The 17,695-nt window shown below is 66.2% G+C and carries 15 protein-coding genes; 10 read left to right on the plus strand and 5 right to left on the minus strand.

The window, feature by feature from the left end:
• The first annotated feature begins 5 nt into the window (after nucleotides 1–5).
• The 6 genes from crtI to ABD687_RS11015 all read left to right on the plus strand — a co-directional run bounded on the left by crtI (nucleotide 6) and on the right by ABD687_RS11015 (nucleotide 6,330).
• A complete protein-coding gene (gene crtI / locus ABD687_RS10990) occupies nucleotides 6–1,652 on the plus strand; it encodes a phytoene desaturase family protein (protein WP_344760988.1) in 1,647 nt (548 codons plus the stop codon).
• Nucleotides 1,649–2,020 carry a lycopene cyclase domain-containing protein gene (locus ABD687_RS10995; protein WP_302264251.1) on the plus strand — a complete coding sequence of 124 codons (372 nt, stop codon included), beginning with the start codon at nucleotides 1,649–1,651 and terminating at the stop codon, nucleotides 2,018–2,020. The genes crtI and ABD687_RS10995 overlap by 4 nt, the downstream gene beginning before the upstream one ends.
• On the plus strand, nucleotides 2,017–2,415 hold the full coding sequence (locus ABD687_RS11000; RefSeq protein ID WP_310291234.1) for a lycopene cyclase domain-containing protein: 399 nt from the start codon (nucleotides 2,017–2,019) through the stop codon (nucleotides 2,413–2,415). Before ABD687_RS10995 ends, ABD687_RS11000 begins: the two co-directional genes overlap by 4 nt.
• Nucleotides 2,415–3,272, plus strand: a complete 858-nt coding sequence (locus ABD687_RS11005) for a prenyltransferase (protein WP_302266408.1) — start codon at nucleotides 2,415–2,417, stop codon at nucleotides 3,270–3,272. Before ABD687_RS11000 ends, ABD687_RS11005 begins: the two co-directional genes overlap by 1 nt.
• 36 nt (nucleotides 3,273–3,308) lie before the next feature.
• Nucleotides 3,309–4,724 (plus strand): cryptochrome/photolyase family protein, encoded by a 1,416-nt coding sequence (locus tag ABD687_RS11010; RefSeq protein ID WP_310291231.1) that lies wholly within the window; start codon nucleotides 3,309–3,311, stop codon nucleotides 4,722–4,724.
• 61 nt (nucleotides 4,725–4,785) lie between these two features.
• Entirely contained in the window at nucleotides 4,786–6,330 is a 1,545-nt protein-coding gene (locus ABD687_RS11015; protein ID WP_310291229.1) for an FAD-dependent monooxygenase, read from the plus strand.
• Nucleotides 6,331–6,332: 2 nt separating this feature from the next.
• Here the strand turns inward: ABD687_RS11015 and ABD687_RS11020 are convergent, their stop codons facing one another.
• Nucleotides 6,333–7,475 carry a hypothetical protein gene (locus tag ABD687_RS11020; RefSeq protein ID WP_310291227.1) on the minus strand — a complete coding sequence of 381 codons (1,143 nt, stop codon included), beginning with the start codon at nucleotides 7,473–7,475 and terminating at the stop codon, nucleotides 6,333–6,335.
• 425 nt (nucleotides 7,476–7,900) lie between these two features.
• Nucleotides 7,901–10,438: an excinuclease ABC subunit UvrA gene (locus ABD687_RS11025; protein WP_310291225.1), complete on the minus strand. Its 2,538-nt coding sequence runs from the start codon at nucleotides 10,436–10,438 to the stop codon at nucleotides 7,901–7,903.
• 134 nt (nucleotides 10,439–10,572) lie between these two features.
• On the opposite strand from ABD687_RS11025, the gene ABD687_RS11030 reads away from it, so the two are divergent.
• From ABD687_RS11030 to ABD687_RS11040, 3 genes are all read left to right on the plus strand, one after another.
• The gene (locus tag ABD687_RS11030) at nucleotides 10,573–11,064 is read left to right on the plus strand and encodes a DUF6328 family protein (protein ID WP_264268888.1); all 492 of its coding nucleotides are present in this window, start codon (nucleotides 10,573–10,575) and stop codon (nucleotides 11,062–11,064) included.
• A gap of 163 nt (nucleotides 11,065–11,227) precedes the next feature.
• On the plus strand, nucleotides 11,228–11,788 hold the full coding sequence (locus tag ABD687_RS11035; protein WP_264268887.1) for a Dps family protein: 561 nt from the start codon (nucleotides 11,228–11,230) through the stop codon (nucleotides 11,786–11,788).
• A gap of 364 nt (nucleotides 11,789–12,152) precedes the next feature.
• Nucleotides 12,153–12,632, plus strand: a complete 480-nt coding sequence (locus ABD687_RS11040) for a GNAT family N-acetyltransferase (protein ID WP_310291221.1) — start codon at nucleotides 12,153–12,155, stop codon at nucleotides 12,630–12,632.
• Nucleotides 12,633–12,642: 10 nt separating this feature from the next.
• Here the strand turns inward: ABD687_RS11040 and ABD687_RS11045 are convergent, their stop codons facing one another.
• Genes ABD687_RS11045 through ABD687_RS11055 form a run of 3 tightly spaced genes read right to left on the minus strand, consistent with a single transcriptional unit; the run spans nucleotide 12,643 to nucleotide 16,162 of the window.
• The gene (locus ABD687_RS11045) at nucleotides 12,643–13,422 is read right to left on the minus strand and encodes an IclR family transcriptional regulator domain-containing protein (protein ID WP_310291219.1); all 780 of its coding nucleotides are present in this window, start codon (nucleotides 13,420–13,422) and stop codon (nucleotides 12,643–12,645) included.
• Between the two features lie 26 nt (nucleotides 13,423–13,448).
• The gene (locus tag ABD687_RS11050; protein ID WP_264268884.1) at nucleotides 13,449–15,290 is read right to left on the minus strand and encodes a bifunctional sugar phosphate isomerase/epimerase/4-hydroxyphenylpyruvate dioxygenase family protein; all 1,842 of its coding nucleotides are present in this window, start codon (nucleotides 15,288–15,290) and stop codon (nucleotides 13,449–13,451) included.
• The gene (locus ABD687_RS11055; RefSeq protein WP_310291214.1) at nucleotides 15,290–16,162 is read right to left on the minus strand and encodes a shikimate dehydrogenase; all 873 of its coding nucleotides are present in this window, start codon (nucleotides 16,160–16,162) and stop codon (nucleotides 15,290–15,292) included. Before ABD687_RS11055 ends, ABD687_RS11050 begins: the two co-directional genes overlap by 1 nt.
• 166 nt (nucleotides 16,163–16,328) lie before the next feature.
• Here ABD687_RS11055 and ABD687_RS11060 point away from each other — a divergent pair, with 166 nt between their 5' ends.
• Nucleotides 16,329–17,690: an MFS transporter gene (locus tag ABD687_RS11060; RefSeq protein WP_302264236.1), complete on the plus strand. Its 1,362-nt coding sequence runs from the start codon at nucleotides 16,329–16,331 to the stop codon at nucleotides 17,688–17,690.
• The last annotated feature ends 5 nt before the right edge of the window (nucleotides 17,691–17,695 follow it).

The raw sequence follows: 17,695 nt of genomic DNA on the forward strand, positions 1-17,695 counted from the left end.
AACCCATGAAGAACCTTGCCCACACTGCCGCACAAGAGGTGGTCGTCATCGGCGGCGGTTTCTCCGGTTTGGCCACCGCGGGACTGCTGGCCGCCTCCGGCCACCGGGTCACGCTGCTGGAGAAACAGACGGTGCTCGGTGGCCGCGCCGGACGCCTGCAACGCGAGGGCTTCAGCTTTGACACCGGCCCCTCCTGGTACCTGATGCCCGAAGTCATCGAGCACTGGTTTGAGCTCATGGGCACTTCCACGGACACCGAGCTGGATCTCGTGGACCTCGGGATCGGCTACCGGACCTGGTTCCAGGGCGACTACACCCCATTGGACATGCCATCCGGCTCCGGGGCCCGCGAAGCCTTCGAATCCCTCCAGCCTGGTGCCGGTGCCGCGCTGGATAAATACCTGGAACAGTCCGCCGAGAGCTACGACCTGGCGCTGAAGCATTTTCTCTATGCGGATTTCTCCTCTCCTGCCAGCTTCCTGGACCCGCGGGTGGTGGCGCTGCTGCCACGGCTTGCACCGCTGCTGGCCGGCTCCCTGGATTCCCTCGTGGCCAGCCGCTTCAGCGATCCGCGCCTGCGCCAGATCCTGGGTTACCCCGCGGTGTTCCTGGGCTCGAGCCCCAAGCGCACCCCGGCGCTCTACCACCTGATGAGCCACCTGGACCTGACCCAAGGCGTGAAATACCCGATGGGCGGCTTTGCACACCTGGTCGACGTGATGGCAGGACTCTGCCGGGCCGCCGGCGTCACGATCATCACCGGCGCCCGGGTCACGGGCATCGACGCTGACACCGCCGCGGGCACACCCCGGGTCGAGGCGGTGCGCTGGGTCGAGGCGGGCGACCCCGGCCACATAACGGGTCCGGAGCAACGCCTGAAAGCCGACGTGGTGGTGGGTGCCGCAGACCTGCACCACCTGGAGACCGAATTGCTCCCGGCGAGACTTCGCTCCTCCTCCGAAGCCAGTTGGAAGCGGCGCGATCCCGGGCCCAGTGCCGTACTGCTCTGTCTGGGCATCCGGGGCAAGCTCCCCAAGCTCAGCCACCACAACCTGTTGTTCACCACCGACTGGGACGACAATTTCGGGCGCATCCACCGTGGAGAGGACCTATCGGAGGAAACCAGCCTGTATGTCTGCATGCCCAGCGCCACGGATCCCTCCGTGGCACCGGACGGACATGAAAACCTGTTCATCCTCGTGCCTTCCCCCGCCCTGCCCGCGTGGGGCAAGGGCGGCCCGGACGGAACCGGATCACCGCCGGTGGAGGCGGTTGCGGATGCCGCGCTGGACCAGTTGGCCGCTTGGGCGGGCATTGCTGACCTGCGCGAGAGGGTCGTGGTGCGCCAAAGCCTTGGCCCCGGCGACTTCGAGGAAAACGTCAATGCCTGGCAGGGCGGTGCCCTGGGGCTGGCCCACACGCTGAGCCAGTCGGCCTTCTTCCGGCCCTCGAACCACAGCTCGAAGATTCGCGGCCTGCACTATGCCGGCAGCTCGGTGCGCCCGGGCATCGGAGTTCCGATGTGCCTGATCAGTGCCGAAATTATCGCGAAGGCAGTCAACGGGATCAAGGACAAGGGACCCATGGTCCCTTGCCGGCTGTCGCCAGGGACACAGCCCAAGACCGAACCCACCCGGGCGGCGACACCATGACCTACCTGCTCATCCTGCTGGCACTCATTGCCTGCATGGCGGTGCTGGATGCCAGGTACCGGCTGTTCGTCTTTGCCCAACCGCTTCCCGCGCTGCTCGCGCTGGCCGGTGGAACCGCGATGTTCCTGCTCTGGGACGTCATCGCCATCGACCTGGGGATCTTCCTGCACCGTGATTCGGCGCTTATGACCGGGGTGATGCTGGGCGAGCAGTTGCCGCTGGAGGAAGCCTTCTTCCTGCTGTTCCTCTGCTACAACACGATGGTCCTGTTCACCGGCGCCATGGCCTGGCGGGCACGGCGGAAAGCCGCCGGCACCGACCGCCATTCCACCGCCACGCCACTACCGGATTCGAAGGAGACAGCATGAACTTCGCCCTGCTGTCCTTGTGCTTCATGCTCGGTTCGCTGTTGCTCTTCCTCTTGGCGGTGCGCCTGCGCCGGATCAGCTTGCGCACGGTGCTTCCGCCGATGGGGCTCGCCCTGCTCGTGCTCTGGGTGCTGACCGCGGTGTTCGACAACGTGATGATCGGCTCCGGGCTTTTTGGCTACGGGAGCCAAACGTTGCTGGGCCTCCGCATCGGGCTGGCCCCGGTGGAGGACTTCAGCTACCCGGTCTGCGCGGTGTTCTTCGTCCCTGCCCTGTGGTGGATCGCAGGGGGCAAGACACCTATGGGAATCGGAGCTTCGGTGAAGGGAAGCGGTATTGCCCAGGCCCCATCGGGCCCGGCGCCAGTGATCCGGACCGGGAAGGAAACACCATGATGCTGCGCGAACTGCTCATGACTTCCCGCCCCGTTTCCTGGGTCAACACCGCCTACCCCTTTGCCGCGGCATACCTGTTGGCAGCCGGGAGAATCGACTGGATCTGGGTGGTCGGAACATTCTTCTTCCTCGTTCCCTACAACCTGGCCATGTACGGGATCAACGATGTCTTCGACTACGAATCGGACCTGTTGAATCCCCGCAAGGGCGGGGCCGAAGGCGCGGTGGTGGACCGCAGCCGGCACCGCGGGATCCTAGCGGCCTGCGCGGTTGCCTGCCTGCCATTCCTGGTGGTGCTGGGAATCGTTGGTTCCTGGCAGGCGAACCTGGTGCTGTTGGTATCGATGGCGGCGCTCTACGCCTATAGCGCTCCGCACCTGCGCTTCAAGGAGCGTCCCTTCCTGGACTCGCTGACCTCCAGCACCCACTTCGTCTCCCCCGCGCTCTACGGACTGGCCTTGGCGGGGGCCGGTTTCGACGCGGCGCTCGTGGCGATCCTGCTGGCGTTCTTTCTCTGGGGCGTGGCCTCACACGCGTTCGGCGCGGTGCAGGATATCGTCCCCGACCGCGCAGCATCGCTGGGTTCCATCGGCACGGTGCTGGGGGCGAAACGGACCGTCAGGTTCGCCGCCGCAGCCTACCTCGCCGCCGGCGCATTGCTCCTGTTCACCGACTGGCCGGGCCCGTTGGCGGGCCTGCTGGCCCTGCCCTACCTGGCCAATGTGCTGCCCCATGCCCGGCTGGACGACGAGGATTCCGCCCGCGCCCATGCCGGATGGGTGCGCTTCCTCTGGCTGAACTATGCCACGGGGTTCCTCGTCACCATGCTGCTGATTTGGTACGCCCTGTCCCGCTAGTCCCAAAAACCACCGTCCGCACGAAAGAGCACGAACATGAACCAGGCATCATCCACCATCGTGTGGTTCCGCGACGACCTGCGCGTGGCCGACAATCCGGCGCTCTGTGCCGCCATGGCTTCGGGGCCGACAACCGCCCTGTTCATCCTTGACGAGCAGTCCCCCGGCGTGCGTCCGTTGGGCGGCGCTGCCAAGTGGTGGCTGCATCACGCATTAAACGAGCTTCGTGAATCATTGGCAGGACTCGGCGTGCCATTGCTTTTGCGCCGCGGTGCCGCGGCCGAGGTCCTTCGGGGGCTCCTCGCCGCCGACGGCATCTCCACGATGCATTGGAACCGTCGCTACGGCGGAGCCGAACGCGCCGTCGACGCAGCGGCCAAGAAGTTGGCGACCGACGCCGGGCTTGAGGCCCACAGCCATGCCGGAACGCTCTTGCACGAACCGTGGACCGTGCTGACCCAGGATTCAAGGAACTTCAAGGTCTTCACGCCCTTCTTCAACGCGCTGCAGCGGCTGCCGATGCGCCCGGTGCTGGACAGGCCCGAAGCGCAGGAACCCGTGACCACCGAATTGACCTCGGAAAAATTGGATGACTGGGGCCTGTTGCCCTCGGCTCCCGACTGGTCGCACGGACTGGCCGCCGCCTGGGTTCCGGGCGAGGCCGCGGCCCGGGACCGCCTGGGCGTGGTGTTGGAGGAAATCGCCGGCGACTACGCCACGTCCCGCGACAGGCCCGACACCGACGGCACCTCGCGTTTGTCGGCGGCCCTGCGTTGGGGGCATCTGGGTCCCGTCGAGGTCTGGGAGACCCTCAGCCGCATGTTGCGCGTCCATCCCGAGCGAGCCGAGGGCACGCGGGCCTTGATGCGTCAACTGGTGTGGCGCGACTTTTGCTGGAACCTGCTCTACCACTACCCGGATTTGGCTACCCGCAACCTGCGCAGCGAGTTCGACGCGTTTGACTGGGCCTGGCCCGGCTCCAGCGTAAACAGAGGGCCGGAGGAAACAACGGCGGCCCGCCACTTCAAGGCCTGGTGCGATGGTTCGACGGGTTACGGGCTGGTGGACGCCGGCATGAAGCAGCTTTGGGAAACGGGATGGATGCACAACAGGGTCCGCATGGTCACCGCCAGCTTCCTGGTCAAGAACCTGGGTATCCATTGGCAGGTGGGCGAGGAATGGTTTTGGGACACCCTCGTGGACGCGGACGCGGCATCAAACCCGGCCAACTGGCAATGGGTCGCCGGGTGCGGGGCCGACGCGTCCCCGTTCGTCAGGGTCTTCAACCCATTGCTGCAGGCCAAGAAATTTGATCCGCACGGTTCCTACATTGACCGCTTTGTCCCGTATTCCAAGGTCGATCAGATGGTGGACCTGATGGCCTCCCGTGCCCGGGCCCTGGACTCGCTTGCGCGGATGAAGGAGACACCCCCGGCGGAAACCGGCACGTGATTGCGCCGCCACAAGGCCCGTATCAGTGCTTTGCCGGGCATGGGGGCGTAGCGTGGGTTTCATGGACGCGACGCTACTGCACACAGACGTTTTGGTAATCGGTGCCGGGCCCACGGGTTTGATGGCCGGGGCTTGGCTGCAGAATTTCGGGATCGACGCACGGGTCATTGACATGAAGTCGGGTCCCACCCGCGAATCGCGCGCCCTGGCGCTGCAGGCACGCAGCATGGAGATCTACCGCCAACTGGGGCTGGCGGACGAGGTCAAGCGACGCTCGGTGCCGACCGGGGAAATGCGCCCGGGCATCGGGTCCCGCAGTTTCAAGAGCATCAAGCTCAACCGGCTCGGTTACGCCCAGACGCCCTTCGCGGGACTGACCATGCTGGAACAGAGCGCCAATGAGGAGCTGTTGGCCGATTACCTGAAAGACGCGGGCAACGAAGTGCTCTGGGAGCACGGCTACGAGTCCTTTTCGGACACTGGGGACCAGTTGCTCATCAAGTGCACCGGGCCGCAGGGGCCGGTGCACATTTCGGCTCGCTACGTGATCGCCGCGGACGGCGCTTCCTCCCCCATCCGCGAATCCCTCGGCATTGCCTTTGAGGGGAAAACCGACGACGAGGTCTTCTACGTGCTCGACGCCCAGGGGGTCACCGGCATGGGCTCGGGAATCAACCTGCGCTTTTCCGATGAGAACTTCATGCTCGGCTTCCCGATGGGCAGGGATGACTCCGGCGGCGAGCGGCGTCGCCTGCTGGGCATCCTGCACGAACCCAAGGACTCCACCGGGGACAAACCCGATATCGACGAGGACCGCGCCCGGGCCAGCCTGCGCCGCGAGTTCGGTGTCATGTACGGATCGGCCTCGTGGTTCACCACCTACCGCGTGCATCACCGCGTTGCCGAGCGCTTCGCCCGGGGCAGGGTTTTCCTGGCCGGGGATGCCGCCCACATCCACTCGCCGGTCGGAGCGCAGGGCATGAACACCGGGCTGCAGGACGCACACAACCTGGTGTGCAAGATGGCTGACGTCTTTTCCGGCCGCATGCCCGAGTCCTACCTGGAGCGCTACGAAGTCGAACGCCGCCCCGTGGCCCTGCGCCTGGTGGCCACCACCGACAGGCTCTTCAGCGCCGCCACCTCCGATTCCCTGCTGGCCCGCACGATCCGCACCCGGGTGCTGCCTCTGGTGTGGCCGGCCGCCGTGCGCCTGATGGGCAGAATACCTGCCGGGCGGCGCTTCTTCGGGTACCTCTCGCAGATCCGCATCCACTACTGGATGGATGACAGCGCCAAGGACCGTGCCACCCTGGCCACCGGCTTTGCCCGGACCAGGCGACGCGGACAGGTGCTTGGCCGCCGCCTGCCATGGGTGCCCAACCGCACCGGCGAACACGCCGACAACTTCGAGGTGCTCAACGACGCCCGCTGGCAGGTGCACGTCTACGGCCCGGCCGGAAGGGAGCGCGGGGAGCAACTGGCCGCCGAGTACCAGGTGCCGCTTCATGAATTTGTCGCCGCTCCCAAGCGCCGCCTGCCCAATGGTTCGGTGGTGTTGGTGCGGCCTGACATGTTCGTGGCCCACTTCGAACACGTGGGCACCTAAGCTCAGCTGTTGACGGCCAAGACGTCGGCAAGTTCCTTCCTCTTGACGGCGAGGGCCGCGTCGGTGGTGCGGATGAACACGCTGAGCCAGCCAAAGACGATGCCCACGACCGCCAGCTCGAAGGCTGTGAGGTTGTAGTAGGCCAGCGGCTGCCAGAGCAGGGCAGCGCCCACCAGCCCCAGGAAGCAGGCAAATGAGAGCAGGTGGAACACCCAGGGGAATCCCGGCAGCCAAAGTGCCGCGCCCAGCAGCAGCACCACGATGAATCCCGCGGCAATGCGCACGATGGCCGAGTGCACCGGCGCCGAGACGTTGAACGGGATCAGTCCGATCCCGATGACGCAGGCCCCCAGGCCCAGCAGGCAGGTGCGCACCACCGCGGGGCGCGGCCGGATGAAACGCGGCAGCGGCCTTCCGTGCGCGGTGGCCAGCCTGTCGTGAATGCGCGCCATCCTGATCACGTCGCGCACGATGAACGCGGTCAGGGTGCTGAGCACCAGGCCGGAGACGACCAGGGTGACGTTGAACGTCCAGAAGGACATGAGCCCGGAGGACCTGGTGCCAAGGGCGGAGAACATCGAACGCCACCAGAACGGGTTCTCAGCGGCCAGCATGCTGATGAACACGCCGGTGGTCATGAAGGCTGCCAGCAGCGTTGACAGGCTTTGTGCCGTCACCCGCGCCGAGGACAGCAGGGCAACATAGCCGGCGATTCCGGCGGTGATGCCCAACATGAGGCTGCCCGCATACCTGTCCACGGTCAGTCCCAGGAAGGCGTCCTGAAAGATCCGAAAGGTGACAAGTGCCGCCATCGCGGAAATTGCCGCGTGGATGATCACCAGTGCGCCGGCGTTGATGATCTGCCGGTAGAGCGGAAAGTCCAGTAGCCAGGTCTGGGTCTTGGTCAGCACCCTCAGGTAGCCGAGGACGCTTCCGCCCGACGCTGTCAGTGCCGCCAGGATCGCGGAATACACGCCCACGGAATGGAAGCCCGCCAAATCCGGACGGTGGTTTGCAAAGCCGACGAGCCCGACCGCCACGCCCAGGGCCGTACAGCCGAACCCGAGCCACAGTGCCCAGCTTTCGCTGCGGAACTGGATCTCCGCCGATTCACGCCGGCGCCCGGGTTCAAGTTCGTTATCCACATCGTTGATTCTTTCATTTTTCGCCAACGCACTAGTAAGCCGATGGTCCCGACCGCTTCGCCCGGCTCGCGGAGCTTGAGGGCGGGAAGGTCCTGGCCCACTGCCACATGGGCATCAACCGCGGCCCTTCCATGGGATTCGCGATCCTGCTGGATCGCGGGCACTCCCCCCATCGAGGCTTTGACATGATCCGCGCCGCCAGGCCACAGGCCTTCATCGCCCACGCGCAGGACGCACTCGCGGCCCATGTTGCCCGGCAGCTTCGCAAGGGCGGCCGCCCGGTCAACCTTCAGAAGCAGGCTCGGGCACTGCAGAAGCACATCGACGTGGTGCTCACGCCCAGCGCCGTCGGGTGCATCCGCCACGTGATGCGCCAGAACCACCGCCGCGACCTCGACTTCCCCGCCTGGCGTGGTGCTCGCCGGTTACCGACGGTTGGACCCCGCGATCCCCAGTCGCTTGGCGAGGTAGGGAGCGGTCCTGGACTTCGGGTGCGCAGCCAATTGCGCAGGGGTCCCGGTGGCAACGATTTTCCCTCCGGCGTCCCCGCCATCCGGGCCCAGGTCGATGACCCAGTCGGCGGCTGCCACCACATCCATGTGGTGTTCCACCACGATCACGGTGTTGGATTCATCGACCAGCCGGTGCAGTTGGCCCAGCAGTAATTGCACATCCGCCGGGTGCAGGCCGGTGGTGGGCTCGTCCAACAGGTAGAGCGTGTGGCCCCGCCGGGCACGCTGCAACTCGGTGGCCAGCTTGATGCGCTGGGCCTCGCCGCCGGAGAGCTCGGGCGCCGGTTGACCCAGGGACAGGTAGCCCAATCCCACGTCGCGCAACGTCTCCAGGGACCGTGCCGCGGCCGGAATGCCGGCCAGGAATTCGGCGGCCTCGTCCACGCTCAGGGCCAGAATCTCGGCGATGTTCCTGCCCTCGTAGGTGACCTCGAGGGTCTCCGGGTTGTAGCGCGATCCGTGGCATTCGGGGCAGGGGCCGTAGCTGCCGGGCAGGAAGAGCAATTCAACTTCCAGGTATCCCTCGCCCAGACACGTCTCGCAGCGCCCACCGGCCACATTGAAGGAAAACCGCCCTGCCCCGTAGCCGCGCTGCCTGGCCAAGGATGTGTCGGCAAAGGCCCTGCGCACCGCGTCGAAGAGGCCGGTGTACGTGGCAAGGTTGGAGCGCGGAGTGCGGCCAATGGGTTTTTGGTCCATGGCCACGATCCGATCGATCCGCCCTGCTCCGCGTACCTCGCGCACCGTGCCCCGGTCGGATGCCATGTCCGGCCCGCCCTCGCCCGATTCGAAGGAATCGGGCGATCCGTTGGACCCGTCGCCGCGCATATTGTCCAAAACACCGTACGCCAATGCCTGGCTGACCAGCGAGGACTTGCCGGATCCGGAAACACCGGTGACGGCGCTGAGCACGCCCAGCGGGAAGCTCGCGTCAAGATCCGCCAGGTTGTGCAGGCTGATCCCGTCCAGTTCCAGCCAGTGCTCGGCTTCCCGCGGCGTCCGGGGTGCAGCGGCGTCGGCGGGCTCCAGGAAGCGCCGGGTCACCGATTCGGGAACCTTCGCCAGCCCCGCCACCGGTCCGCTGTAGAGAACCTTGCCGCCTCCCGCGCCCGCCCCGGGACCCACGTCGATGATCCAGTCCGCCCGGCCGACCACATCCATGTTGTGTTCCACCACAAAGACCGAGTTCCCGCCGGCCTTCAAGGCCTCGAGCACCTCCAGCAGCGGTCGGGCGTCGGCCGGGTGCAGTCCGGCGGATGGTTCGTCGAGCACGTAGATCACCCCGAAGAGACCCGAGCGCAGCTGCGTGGCGATGCGCAAGCGCTGCATTTCCCCCGGCGAGAGCGTGGGGGTGCCGCGGTCCAGGCTCAGGTAGCCCAGTCCCAACCCGGTGAGCACCTCGATGCGCTCCAGCAGGTCGGCAGCGATCGTGGCGGCCACCTCGTGTGCCGGTTCCCCTCCGGGAGCCGGCCGGTTCTCGGCAACCGGCCGCAGCACCGTGGCGAGGGCATCGAGCGCGGTGGCGTTGAACTCTGCGATGTCCAACCCGGCGAAGCCCACCGCCAGGGCCTCGGGGCGGAAGCCCGTCCCGGAGCATGCCGGGCAGGGGCCCGAGCGCATGAAGCGCAGCGCCTTGGTGCGCATCGTTTCGGACTTGGAGTCGGCCACGGTGTGCAGCACATAGCGTCGCGCGCTCCAGAACCGCCCCTTGTAGGGCTTGGCGACCCTGTCGCGTTCGGGTGTCACTTCCACCACGGGTTGCTCCTCGGTGAACAGCAGCCAGTCACGCACCTTTTTGGGAAGTTCCCGGAAGGGTATATCCACGTCGTGGCCCAGGTGCGAGGTGATGTCGCGCAGGTTCTTCCCCTGCCAGGCACCGGGCCATGCGGCGATCGCGCCCTCGCGGATGCTCAGTGACGGGTCAGGAACCAGTGAGTCCTCGGTGACGGTATGGGCGATGCCCAGGCCGTGGCATTGCGGGCAGGCGCCCACCGCGGTGTTCGGCGAGAAGGAGTCCGAGTCCAGGCGCGGAACCCCCTGGGGATAGTCCCCGGCCCGGGAGAAGAGCATGCGCACCGAGTTTGAGAGCGTGGTCAGCGTGCCCACGGTGGAACGGGAGCTGGCGGTGCCGCGGCGCTGTTGCAGGGCGACGGCCGGCGGCAATCCGGAGATGAATTCGACCTTGGGCGTGTGGCCCTGGGCGATGAGCCGACGCGCATAGGGTGCCACGGATTCCAGGAATCGGCGCTGCGCCTCGGCAAAGATGGTGCCAAAGGCCAGCGAGGATTTCCCCGACCCCGAGACCCCGGTGAAGGCGACGATGGCATCGCGCGGGATGCGCACCTCCACGTCCTGCAGGTTGTTCTCGTTGGCGCCGCGCACGTGGACGAACCCGTCATGCTTGTTTGGTGCCGGCGTGTATTCGGTGTCCTGCCCAATGCTGTTCACCATCCCCACACTAAGCCGCATACCCGCCGATCTCCAGCCGTTGCGTTGTTATGTGGGTTATCCGCCGTGTTGTCGTGTCCTGCGCCCGGGCGTCGCATAATGTTTTTGACACACCGTCCCCGGCAGAGGAACCTGACATGGCCAAGCACACCGACAATGTCCAAGAGACCGAGAACAGCGACGAGGAACTGCACCGCAAGTGGAACGAGCTATTGCAGGAAATGCGCGTGATGCAAACCGGGGCACAGATCCTGGCAGCCTTCCTGGTCGTCCTGCCCTTCCAGTCCCGCTTCGACACCCTTGAGGCACCCGATGAGAGGTTCTATTTGGTGCTGCTGGTCGCGTCGGCCCTGGTGATCCTGTTGCTGGTTACCCCCGTGGCCGTGCACCGCCACTTCTTCGGCCAGCAGCTCAAGGCCACCACCGTCCACCTGGGCCATATCATCTCCCGGATTGTCGTCGTGGGGGTGGGTGTCTTGGTGGCCGGGTGCGTCTGGTTTGTCATCCAGGTCCTGCACGGTTGGCAGATGGGCCTGTTGGTGGGAGGGATCCTCACGGCCGCAGCCCTCTTCCTCTTGCTCGTCCTGCCCCGGATTGTCACCCCGCGCTCGAAGCTGCCGGCGGAATGACGGGTTGCGCCTAGCAGAAACCAGCCGTTCGGTGTTCTTGTGTTTTCCCTACGCGTAAATCCCGGGCCTTTTGCGCCCGGTGCATGATACGTTCCTAAGTACCGCTACATCACATGGATATCCACGGAAGACTGCGCGGCAGTCGAACATCGAGGAGGCATCAATGGCAGCAAAAACCACGAGCAATGCAGGATTCACCGTTCCGGGAATGAGTCTGGCCAACGGCCACAAGGTCGCCAACGCCCTGCAAATGCGGATCCACGCATTCAACGACCTGCAATTGACGCTTAAGCACGCACACTGGAATGTCGTGGGACGCGACTTCATCGGCGTCCACGAAATGCTTGACCCCCAGATTGAATTGGTTCGCGCCATGATCGACGCGCTGGCCGAACGCATGGCCACCATGGGCGTTGCCCCGAACGGCCTGCCCGGCGCATTGGTCAAGGCACGCGAATGGGACGACTATGAGATTGGCCGAGCCCGTACCACCGAGCACCTTGCAGCCCTGGATGTGGTCTACACCGGGGTCATCGAGTCGATGCGCAAGACCATCGAGGAGGTCGGCGAGCTGGACCCGATCACCGAGGACATCCTCATCGGCCAGACCGCCGCACTGGAGCAATTCCAGTGGTTCATGCGCTCGCACCTCGAAAACACCGAGGGCGAACTGGCCCACCGGGACGCCACCACCGAGAAGGGCGCGGCCAAGAAGGCCAAGTAGCCCTAACTGCACGCGCATCTTGGCGGGGACGGAAGAGCATGCTCTTCCGTCCCCGCCTTTCCTTCGTCTTGCACCCCTCAGGAATCCGCACCACGGCTACAGGTCGGCACGTGGCCCTTGACCGGCGAATGCGGCACTGGCAGTCTCGAAGCCAGGGAGCCTGCCGAATCCCGGCGGCTCACGCCACGGTCCGCGGGAGTGCTCGTCAATTGAAACCAACCAGGAAACCACCAAGAGGGCAGACCTGCGCATCGTTCCGGCGAACCAGGCCAGCGGCGAGGACCTGGAAAAGATCTTCGGCACGCGGGGCGATGCCGGGCACTGCCAATGCCAGTGGTTCCAGAATCCCGGAAAGAGCTTCAACATGCTCACCGATGAGGAACGGGCCAACCGGTTGCGCACCCAGACCGCGTGCGGGCATCCCAAGGCGACAAACACCAGCGGGTTGGTCGGCTATCTCGAGGGCGAGCCCGTCGGCTGGTGCGCCATCGAACCGCGCACCGCCTACCCGCGACTGCGCACCTCGAAGGTCCCGTGGAGCGGACGCGACGAGGACAAGGACAGCCAGGACGTCTGGGCAGCTGTCTGCTTCGTGACCCGCACCGGTTACCGGCGCATGGGTGTCAGCCGGGCCATGGCCGTCGCGGCGGTGGCCTTCGCCCGTGACCGCGGGGCAAGCGCCGTGGAGGGCTACCCAATCCTGCTGCCCGAGGGAAAAAGGGCCATGTGGGGCGAGATTTACGTGGGCAGCCGGTCCATCTTCGAGGAAGCCGGATTCACGGAGGTCAGCCACCCCACCCCGCGTCGTCTGGTCATGCGCATCGACTTCGAGGGTGCGCGCTAGCGCCGTCGTCTCAGTTGCGCGCCGCGGTGCGCCCGCCGAAGTCCTCGGCAATGTCGTTGGCGACCTTGCGCATCAGGGGCAGCATCTCCTCGGTGATCGAGGTGGAGCCGATGCGCCCGGGCTGCACCGAGACGTTCAGCGCCCCGAGCAGCTGCGGCCCGCGGTAGACCGGGACCGCCAGCCCGCGCAGCCCCTCATCCAGTTCCTGGGCGACCAGGGACCATCCCTGGGCGCGCACGGTATCGAGCTCTGCGCGCAGCTCGTCGATACTCGCCACGGTCTTGGCGGTGTAGTGGGTGAGCTTGGCCCTGGAGAGGAACTCCTCGCGCGCGGCCTCGGGCAGCTCGGCCACCAGCACCCGGCCCATCGAGGTGGCCCAGGCCGGGAGCCGGTTGCCGATTGACACGTTCATCGAATGCATGCGCGGCGCGGCGATGCGCTCCACGTAGAGGATGTCCTGGTCATCGAGCACGCACAGCGCGGTGGTCTCCGAGAGCTCGGCGGCCAGGGCCTGCAGGTGCGGGCGGGCCACCTGGGGCAGGGTCAGCCCGGAGAGGTAGGAGGCACCGATGTCCAGCACCCGCGGGGTCTGCCGGAAGGCGCTCCCGTCGGCCTCCAGGTACCCCAAGTCCACCAGGGTGAGCAGGAAGCGGCGGGCCGCGGCACGCGAGACTCCGATGGCCTGCGCCACCTGGGTCACGGTCAGCAGCGGGTGGGCTGCATCAAAGGCCAGCAACACCGCCAGCGTCTTCTCCGCCGACTTCACATAGTAGTCAGGCTGCTCGGCCATGACTCACCACTCCCCTTTGTTCTTTTCTAGTACGTCATCAGGCGGTTGCGCTCGAATTGCGCGGCAAGCCGCACCGGTGCGTTCGGTGCCCCGTAGCCGTCGTAGCCGCCGCGGCGCTCAACGACCTCCAGGAACATCGATCCCACGGTCTCGGTGTAGAAATGGAGGAACTCGCCGTGCTCGTCGCGGTCATAGAGCAGGTTCAGTTCCTGCAATTGCGCCAGGGTTTCCCCGTCCAGCCCGAAGCGTGCCGCCAGGTCTTCATAATAGTTGTTCGGCACGGCCAGGAACTCCATGCCGGCGGCCACCGCGCGGCGGGCCAGGGCGATGATGTCATCGGTGTGCACCGCAATATGCTCCGGATAGCGCGGGGCGCTGGCCCGGGAGTCCTCCAGCCCGTGCGGCACGATGTTCAGCGCCAGGCGCACGGCGCCGTCTTCCGTGCGCAATACCTGCGAGCGGACCAGCCCCATGGGGCTTGGGACCTCGGTGCCCGGGCGGGCGGTGAGGTTCAGCGTGGAGGTGTAGAAGAGGACCGATTCGTCGAAGGCCTGCCAGGGCTGGGCCAGGTTGACGTGGTCGATGCCGGTGATGGCCCCGGTGTCCGCGGGCGTGGTGCCGTCGCCGAATTCGGCGGCCCAGGCGGGCTCGTCCGCCGTGGTCCCGAAGAACACCTCGGTGGCATCCGGTGCGGTGAATCCGTGCAGCGGCGCCTCGCCCACGGTGTGGTGGCGCGGGACGGCAGGGGCTTTCAAGGCGGTGGCGCGCCGGGTGCCCAGTGCCGCCTCGGGGACCTGGACGCCGAAGCCGGAGACCTCCGCGGTGATCCCGCGGCTGCGCTGGGTGTTGATGATGATCCGCGCCTCCCCCGCACTCCAGAGCGTGACCGGCTTGCGACGGTGCTGGCCGCGGAAGGTGAAGCCCAGCTGGGCGAGCATCCCTGCCACGATTTCCGGGTCCTCGGTGCGGATCTCGGCGTAGTCGAAGCCCGAAGGCTCCTGGGCGCCGGGCAGGGCGGCGAGCCCCAACGGGTAGTCAAGTGCACCTGCACCCAGGTGCGCGGCGGTCTTGTCCTGCAGCCAGATCAGCGAGCGCATCCCGTCCACGGCGGTGCGCTCGACGTTGGACTGGCGGAAGACGTCGTTGAAGATCTCCAGCGAGACGATGCCGTCGTAGCCGGAGCGGACCAAGTGCCCCATGAAGGCGTCCAGCTCGAAGCCGCCCTCGCCGGGGAACACGCGGTAGTGCCGAGACCAGGAGAGCACGTCCATGGAGAGCACCGGGGCGTCGGCCAGCTGGACGAAGAAGATCTTTTCCGCAGGGATGTCCGCGATGCCCGCCGGGTCGTCCCCGCGCGAGAGGATGTGGAAGGAGTCCAGGCAGAGGCCCACGTTGGGGTGGTCCACCAGCTCGACGATCTTCCAGGAGTGCTGGTAGGTGTTCACGAACTTGCCCCAGGCCAGGGCCTCGTAGGCGATCTTCACCCCGTGCTCGGCGGCGAGCTTGGCCAGGGCGCGGATCTGGCTGGCGAAGAGTTCGTCGTCGTCGATGGTCGCGGTGCCCACGTTGGAGCACAGCAGCATGGTGTCGATGCCCAGCTGGCCCATGAGCCGGAACTTGGCCTCGGCGCGCGCCAGGTTGGCCCGGAGGGTCGCCTCGTCCACGCCCTCGAAGTCGCGGAAGGGCTGGAAGAGGTCCAGGGTCAGGCCCAGACGGTCGGCCAGGGCGCGAACCTCCTCGGGGGACATGGGTGAGACGGTGAGGTCTTGCTCGAAGATCTCGATGCCGTCGAAGCCGGCCTTGGCGCAAGCGAGCATCTTCTGCTCGAGGGTGCCGGAGATGCAGACGGTGGCGATGGAGGTGCGCATTAGAGGCCCGCCTCCAGCATTTCGAGCAGGTGGTTGCGCATCCGGGCGGTGTCCGGGGCGGTTCCGGTGATGATGCCAAAGGCGTCGACCGCTTGGCCCACTGCCATGTGCCCGCCGTCCAGGGTGCGGCAGCCCAGGGCCCGGGCCGCGGTGATCAGTTCCGTGTCCACCGGGCGGTAGACCACGTCGGCGACCCAGTGCCCGGGTGTGAGCCCACTGATGTCGAAGGGCAGCCCGGGATGGTGGTGCATGCCCACAGGGCTGGCGTTGAGCACGCCGTTCACACGCGGCAGCAACGCCGGGACCTGGTCGAAGTCGCAGGCCAGAATGGTGGCTTCGGGGAACTGCATGGCCAGCGTCGCGGCGCGTTCGGCGGCGCGGGTGGCCTCGGGGTCCACCAGCAGCAACTCCTTTACCCCGGAGTCCAGCAGCGCGTAGGCCACCGCGGAGCCGGCCCCGCCGACGCCCAGCTGCAGCACCGAATCCAGCGTGGCTCCCGGCAGTCCGTTGGCCAGGGCCCAGGAGAAGCCTGAGGCGTCGGTGTTGTAGCCGTGGAACATGCCGTCCTTGATGACTACCGTATTCACCGCGCCGATGGCGCGGGCCTCGTCGCTGATGTCATCGAGGTGCTCGAGCACCAGCTGCTTGCAAGGGTGGGTGATGTTGAAGGCGTTGAATCCCAGCATCGCCCCGGCGCGCAGCAGCTCACCGACCTCGGTGGCGTCCTTGCCGATCTCGGCCAGGTCGATGGGGCGGTAGAGGTAGCGCAATCCGTGGGCGTCAGCCTCGGCCTCGTGCATGGGCGGGGTCAGCGATGGCATGACCCCGTCCCCGATCAGGCCTACAAGGTACGACTGCGTGCTGGTGCTCATGAAAATTCCAGTCCTTGAGATTTTTCGCGTGAGGATTGTCTTGCATGTGATTTAGCTCTACTCTAGTGGTTGTACGCAATTCGTACAACCGTACGCTTTGCGCACACAAGTCTCGCAGACACGTTGAGTTCCCCCTCAGTTGTCCCGTCATACCTAGGAGCACCCGATGCCAAACACCGACAACCCACCGGCGCAGAACGCGCCCGGCACCGGGGGCAGGACGCCGGTCAAGGCCGCCCTGGCCAGCTTCATGGGCAGTGCCGTCGAATACTACGACTTCTTCATCTTCGGCTCCGCGGCCGCACTGATCTTCCCGCATGTGTTCTTCCCCGATGCCGGCGCCAATGCCGCCGTCATGTCACTGGCGACCTTCGGCTTCGCCTATGTTGCCCGGCCTATCGGCGCGGTGATCCTGGGCCACTACGGCGACCGGATCGGGCGGCAAAAGGTCTTGATGTTCACCCTGGTGCTGATGGGCGCTGCGACCTTCGCCATCGGCTGCCTGCCAACCTTCGACCAGATCGGATGGTGGGCCCCGGCCCTGCTGGTGTTCGCGCGCCTGCTGCAGGGACTTTCGGCCGCGGGCGAGCAGGCTGGCGCCTCCTCGCTGACCCTGGAACACGCACCGGATGACCGCCGCTCCTTCTTCACCTCCTGGACGCTGACCGGCACCCAGGGTGGCCAGATCCTGGCCGCGTTGATCTTCATTCCCGTGGTCGCCATGCCGGACGAATTCAAGTTCGGCATCGGCTGGCGCATCCCGTTCTGGCTCTCCGCGGTCGTCGTCATCGTCACCTTCTTCATCCGCCGCTCGCTGCACGAGACCCCGGAGTTCGAGGAAGCCAAGAAGAACAACGAGATCGCCAAGCTGCCCCTGGGCGTGCTGATCCGCTTCCACTGGCGCGACGTGCTGCGCGTGGTCTTCTGCGCCTTCATCGCCGCGGTCTCCACCGTCTACGGCACCCTGGCCATTTCCTACGGCAAGTCCATCGGCAACATGGATGAGTCCATCACCCTGTGGCTGGTGGTTGCCGGCAACATCGGCGCGCTGTTCACCCAACCGTTCTTCGGCAAGCTGGCCGACAGGATCGGCCGCAAGCCGGTGTTCATCTACGGCGCTGTGGCCTCGGCAGTATTCATGCCCTTCTACCTGCGCTCCATGGAAACCAGCAACACCGTGTTGCAGTTCGCGCTCTCGCTGCTGGTCTTCTCGTGTGCCTACGCCGCGGCCAACGCCGTCTGGCCGTCCTTCTACGCCGAGATGTTCTCCTCCCAGGTCCGCTTCTCCGGCCTGGCCATCGGCACCCAGCTCGGCTTCCTGATGGCCGGCTTCGCCCCGTCCATCGTCGCGGCCCTCGGAGGCCTGGCACCGGGCGGCTGGGTGGTCATCAGCATCTTTACCGCCGTGATCGCGCTGATCGCCTCGGTCTCCGCGCTGACGGCCAAGGAAACCTACAAGGTGCCCACGCACCTGCTGGGCCGCACCGCGCACAAGGTGGAGAACGCCTCCGGCGCCCACGTGCAGTAACGCCC

Origin of the sequence: Paeniglutamicibacter sulfureus, from assembly GCF_039535115.1 — a bacterium.
Taxonomy (GTDB): Bacteria; Actinomycetota; Actinomycetes; order Actinomycetales; family Micrococcaceae; genus Paeniglutamicibacter; species Paeniglutamicibacter sulfureus.

Excerpts from the sequence above, each read along its gene's own strand:
- ABD687_RS11060 (WP_302264236.1), top strand. The coding sequence starts at position 16,329 with ATGCCAAACACCGACAACCCACCGGCGCAGAACGCGCCCGGCACCGGG.
- ABD687_RS11005 (WP_302266408.1), top strand. The coding sequence starts at position 2,415 with ATGCTGCGCGAACTGCTCATGACTTCCCGCCCCGTTTCCTGGGTCAAC.
- ABD687_RS11050 (WP_264268884.1), bottom strand. The coding sequence starts at position 15,290 with ATGCGCACCTCCATCGCCACCGTCTGCATCTCCGGCACCCTCGAGCAG.
- ABD687_RS11055 (WP_310291214.1), bottom strand. The coding sequence starts at position 16,162 with ATGAGCACCAGCACGCAGTCGTACCTTGTAGGCCTGATCGGGGACGGG.
- ABD687_RS11010 (WP_310291231.1), top strand. The coding sequence starts at position 3,309 with ATGAACCAGGCATCATCCACCATCGTGTGGTTCCGCGACGACCTGCGC.
- ABD687_RS10995 (WP_302264251.1), top strand. The coding sequence starts at position 1,649 with ATGACCTACCTGCTCATCCTGCTGGCACTCATTGCCTGCATGGCGGTG.
- crtI (WP_344760988.1), top strand. The coding sequence starts at position 6 with ATGAAGAACCTTGCCCACACTGCCGCACAAGAGGTGGTCGTCATCGGC.
- ABD687_RS11045 (WP_310291219.1), bottom strand. The coding sequence starts at position 13,422 with ATGGCCGAGCAGCCTGACTACTATGTGAAGTCGGCGGAGAAGACGCTG.
- ABD687_RS11025 (WP_310291225.1), bottom strand. The coding sequence starts at position 10,438 with ATGGTGAACAGCATTGGGCAGGACACCGAATACACGCCGGCACCAAAC.
- ABD687_RS11015 (WP_310291229.1), top strand. The coding sequence starts at position 4,786 with ATGGACGCGACGCTACTGCACACAGACGTTTTGGTAATCGGTGCCGGG.
- ABD687_RS11000 (WP_310291234.1), top strand. The coding sequence starts at position 2,017 with ATGAACTTCGCCCTGCTGTCCTTGTGCTTCATGCTCGGTTCGCTGTTG.
- ABD687_RS11035 (WP_264268887.1), top strand. The coding sequence starts at position 11,228 with ATGGCAGCAAAAACCACGAGCAATGCAGGATTCACCGTTCCGGGAATG.
- ABD687_RS11040 (WP_310291221.1), top strand. The coding sequence starts at position 12,153 with ATGCTCACCGATGAGGAACGGGCCAACCGGTTGCGCACCCAGACCGCG.
- ABD687_RS11030 (WP_264268888.1), top strand. The coding sequence starts at position 10,573 with ATGGCCAAGCACACCGACAATGTCCAAGAGACCGAGAACAGCGACGAG.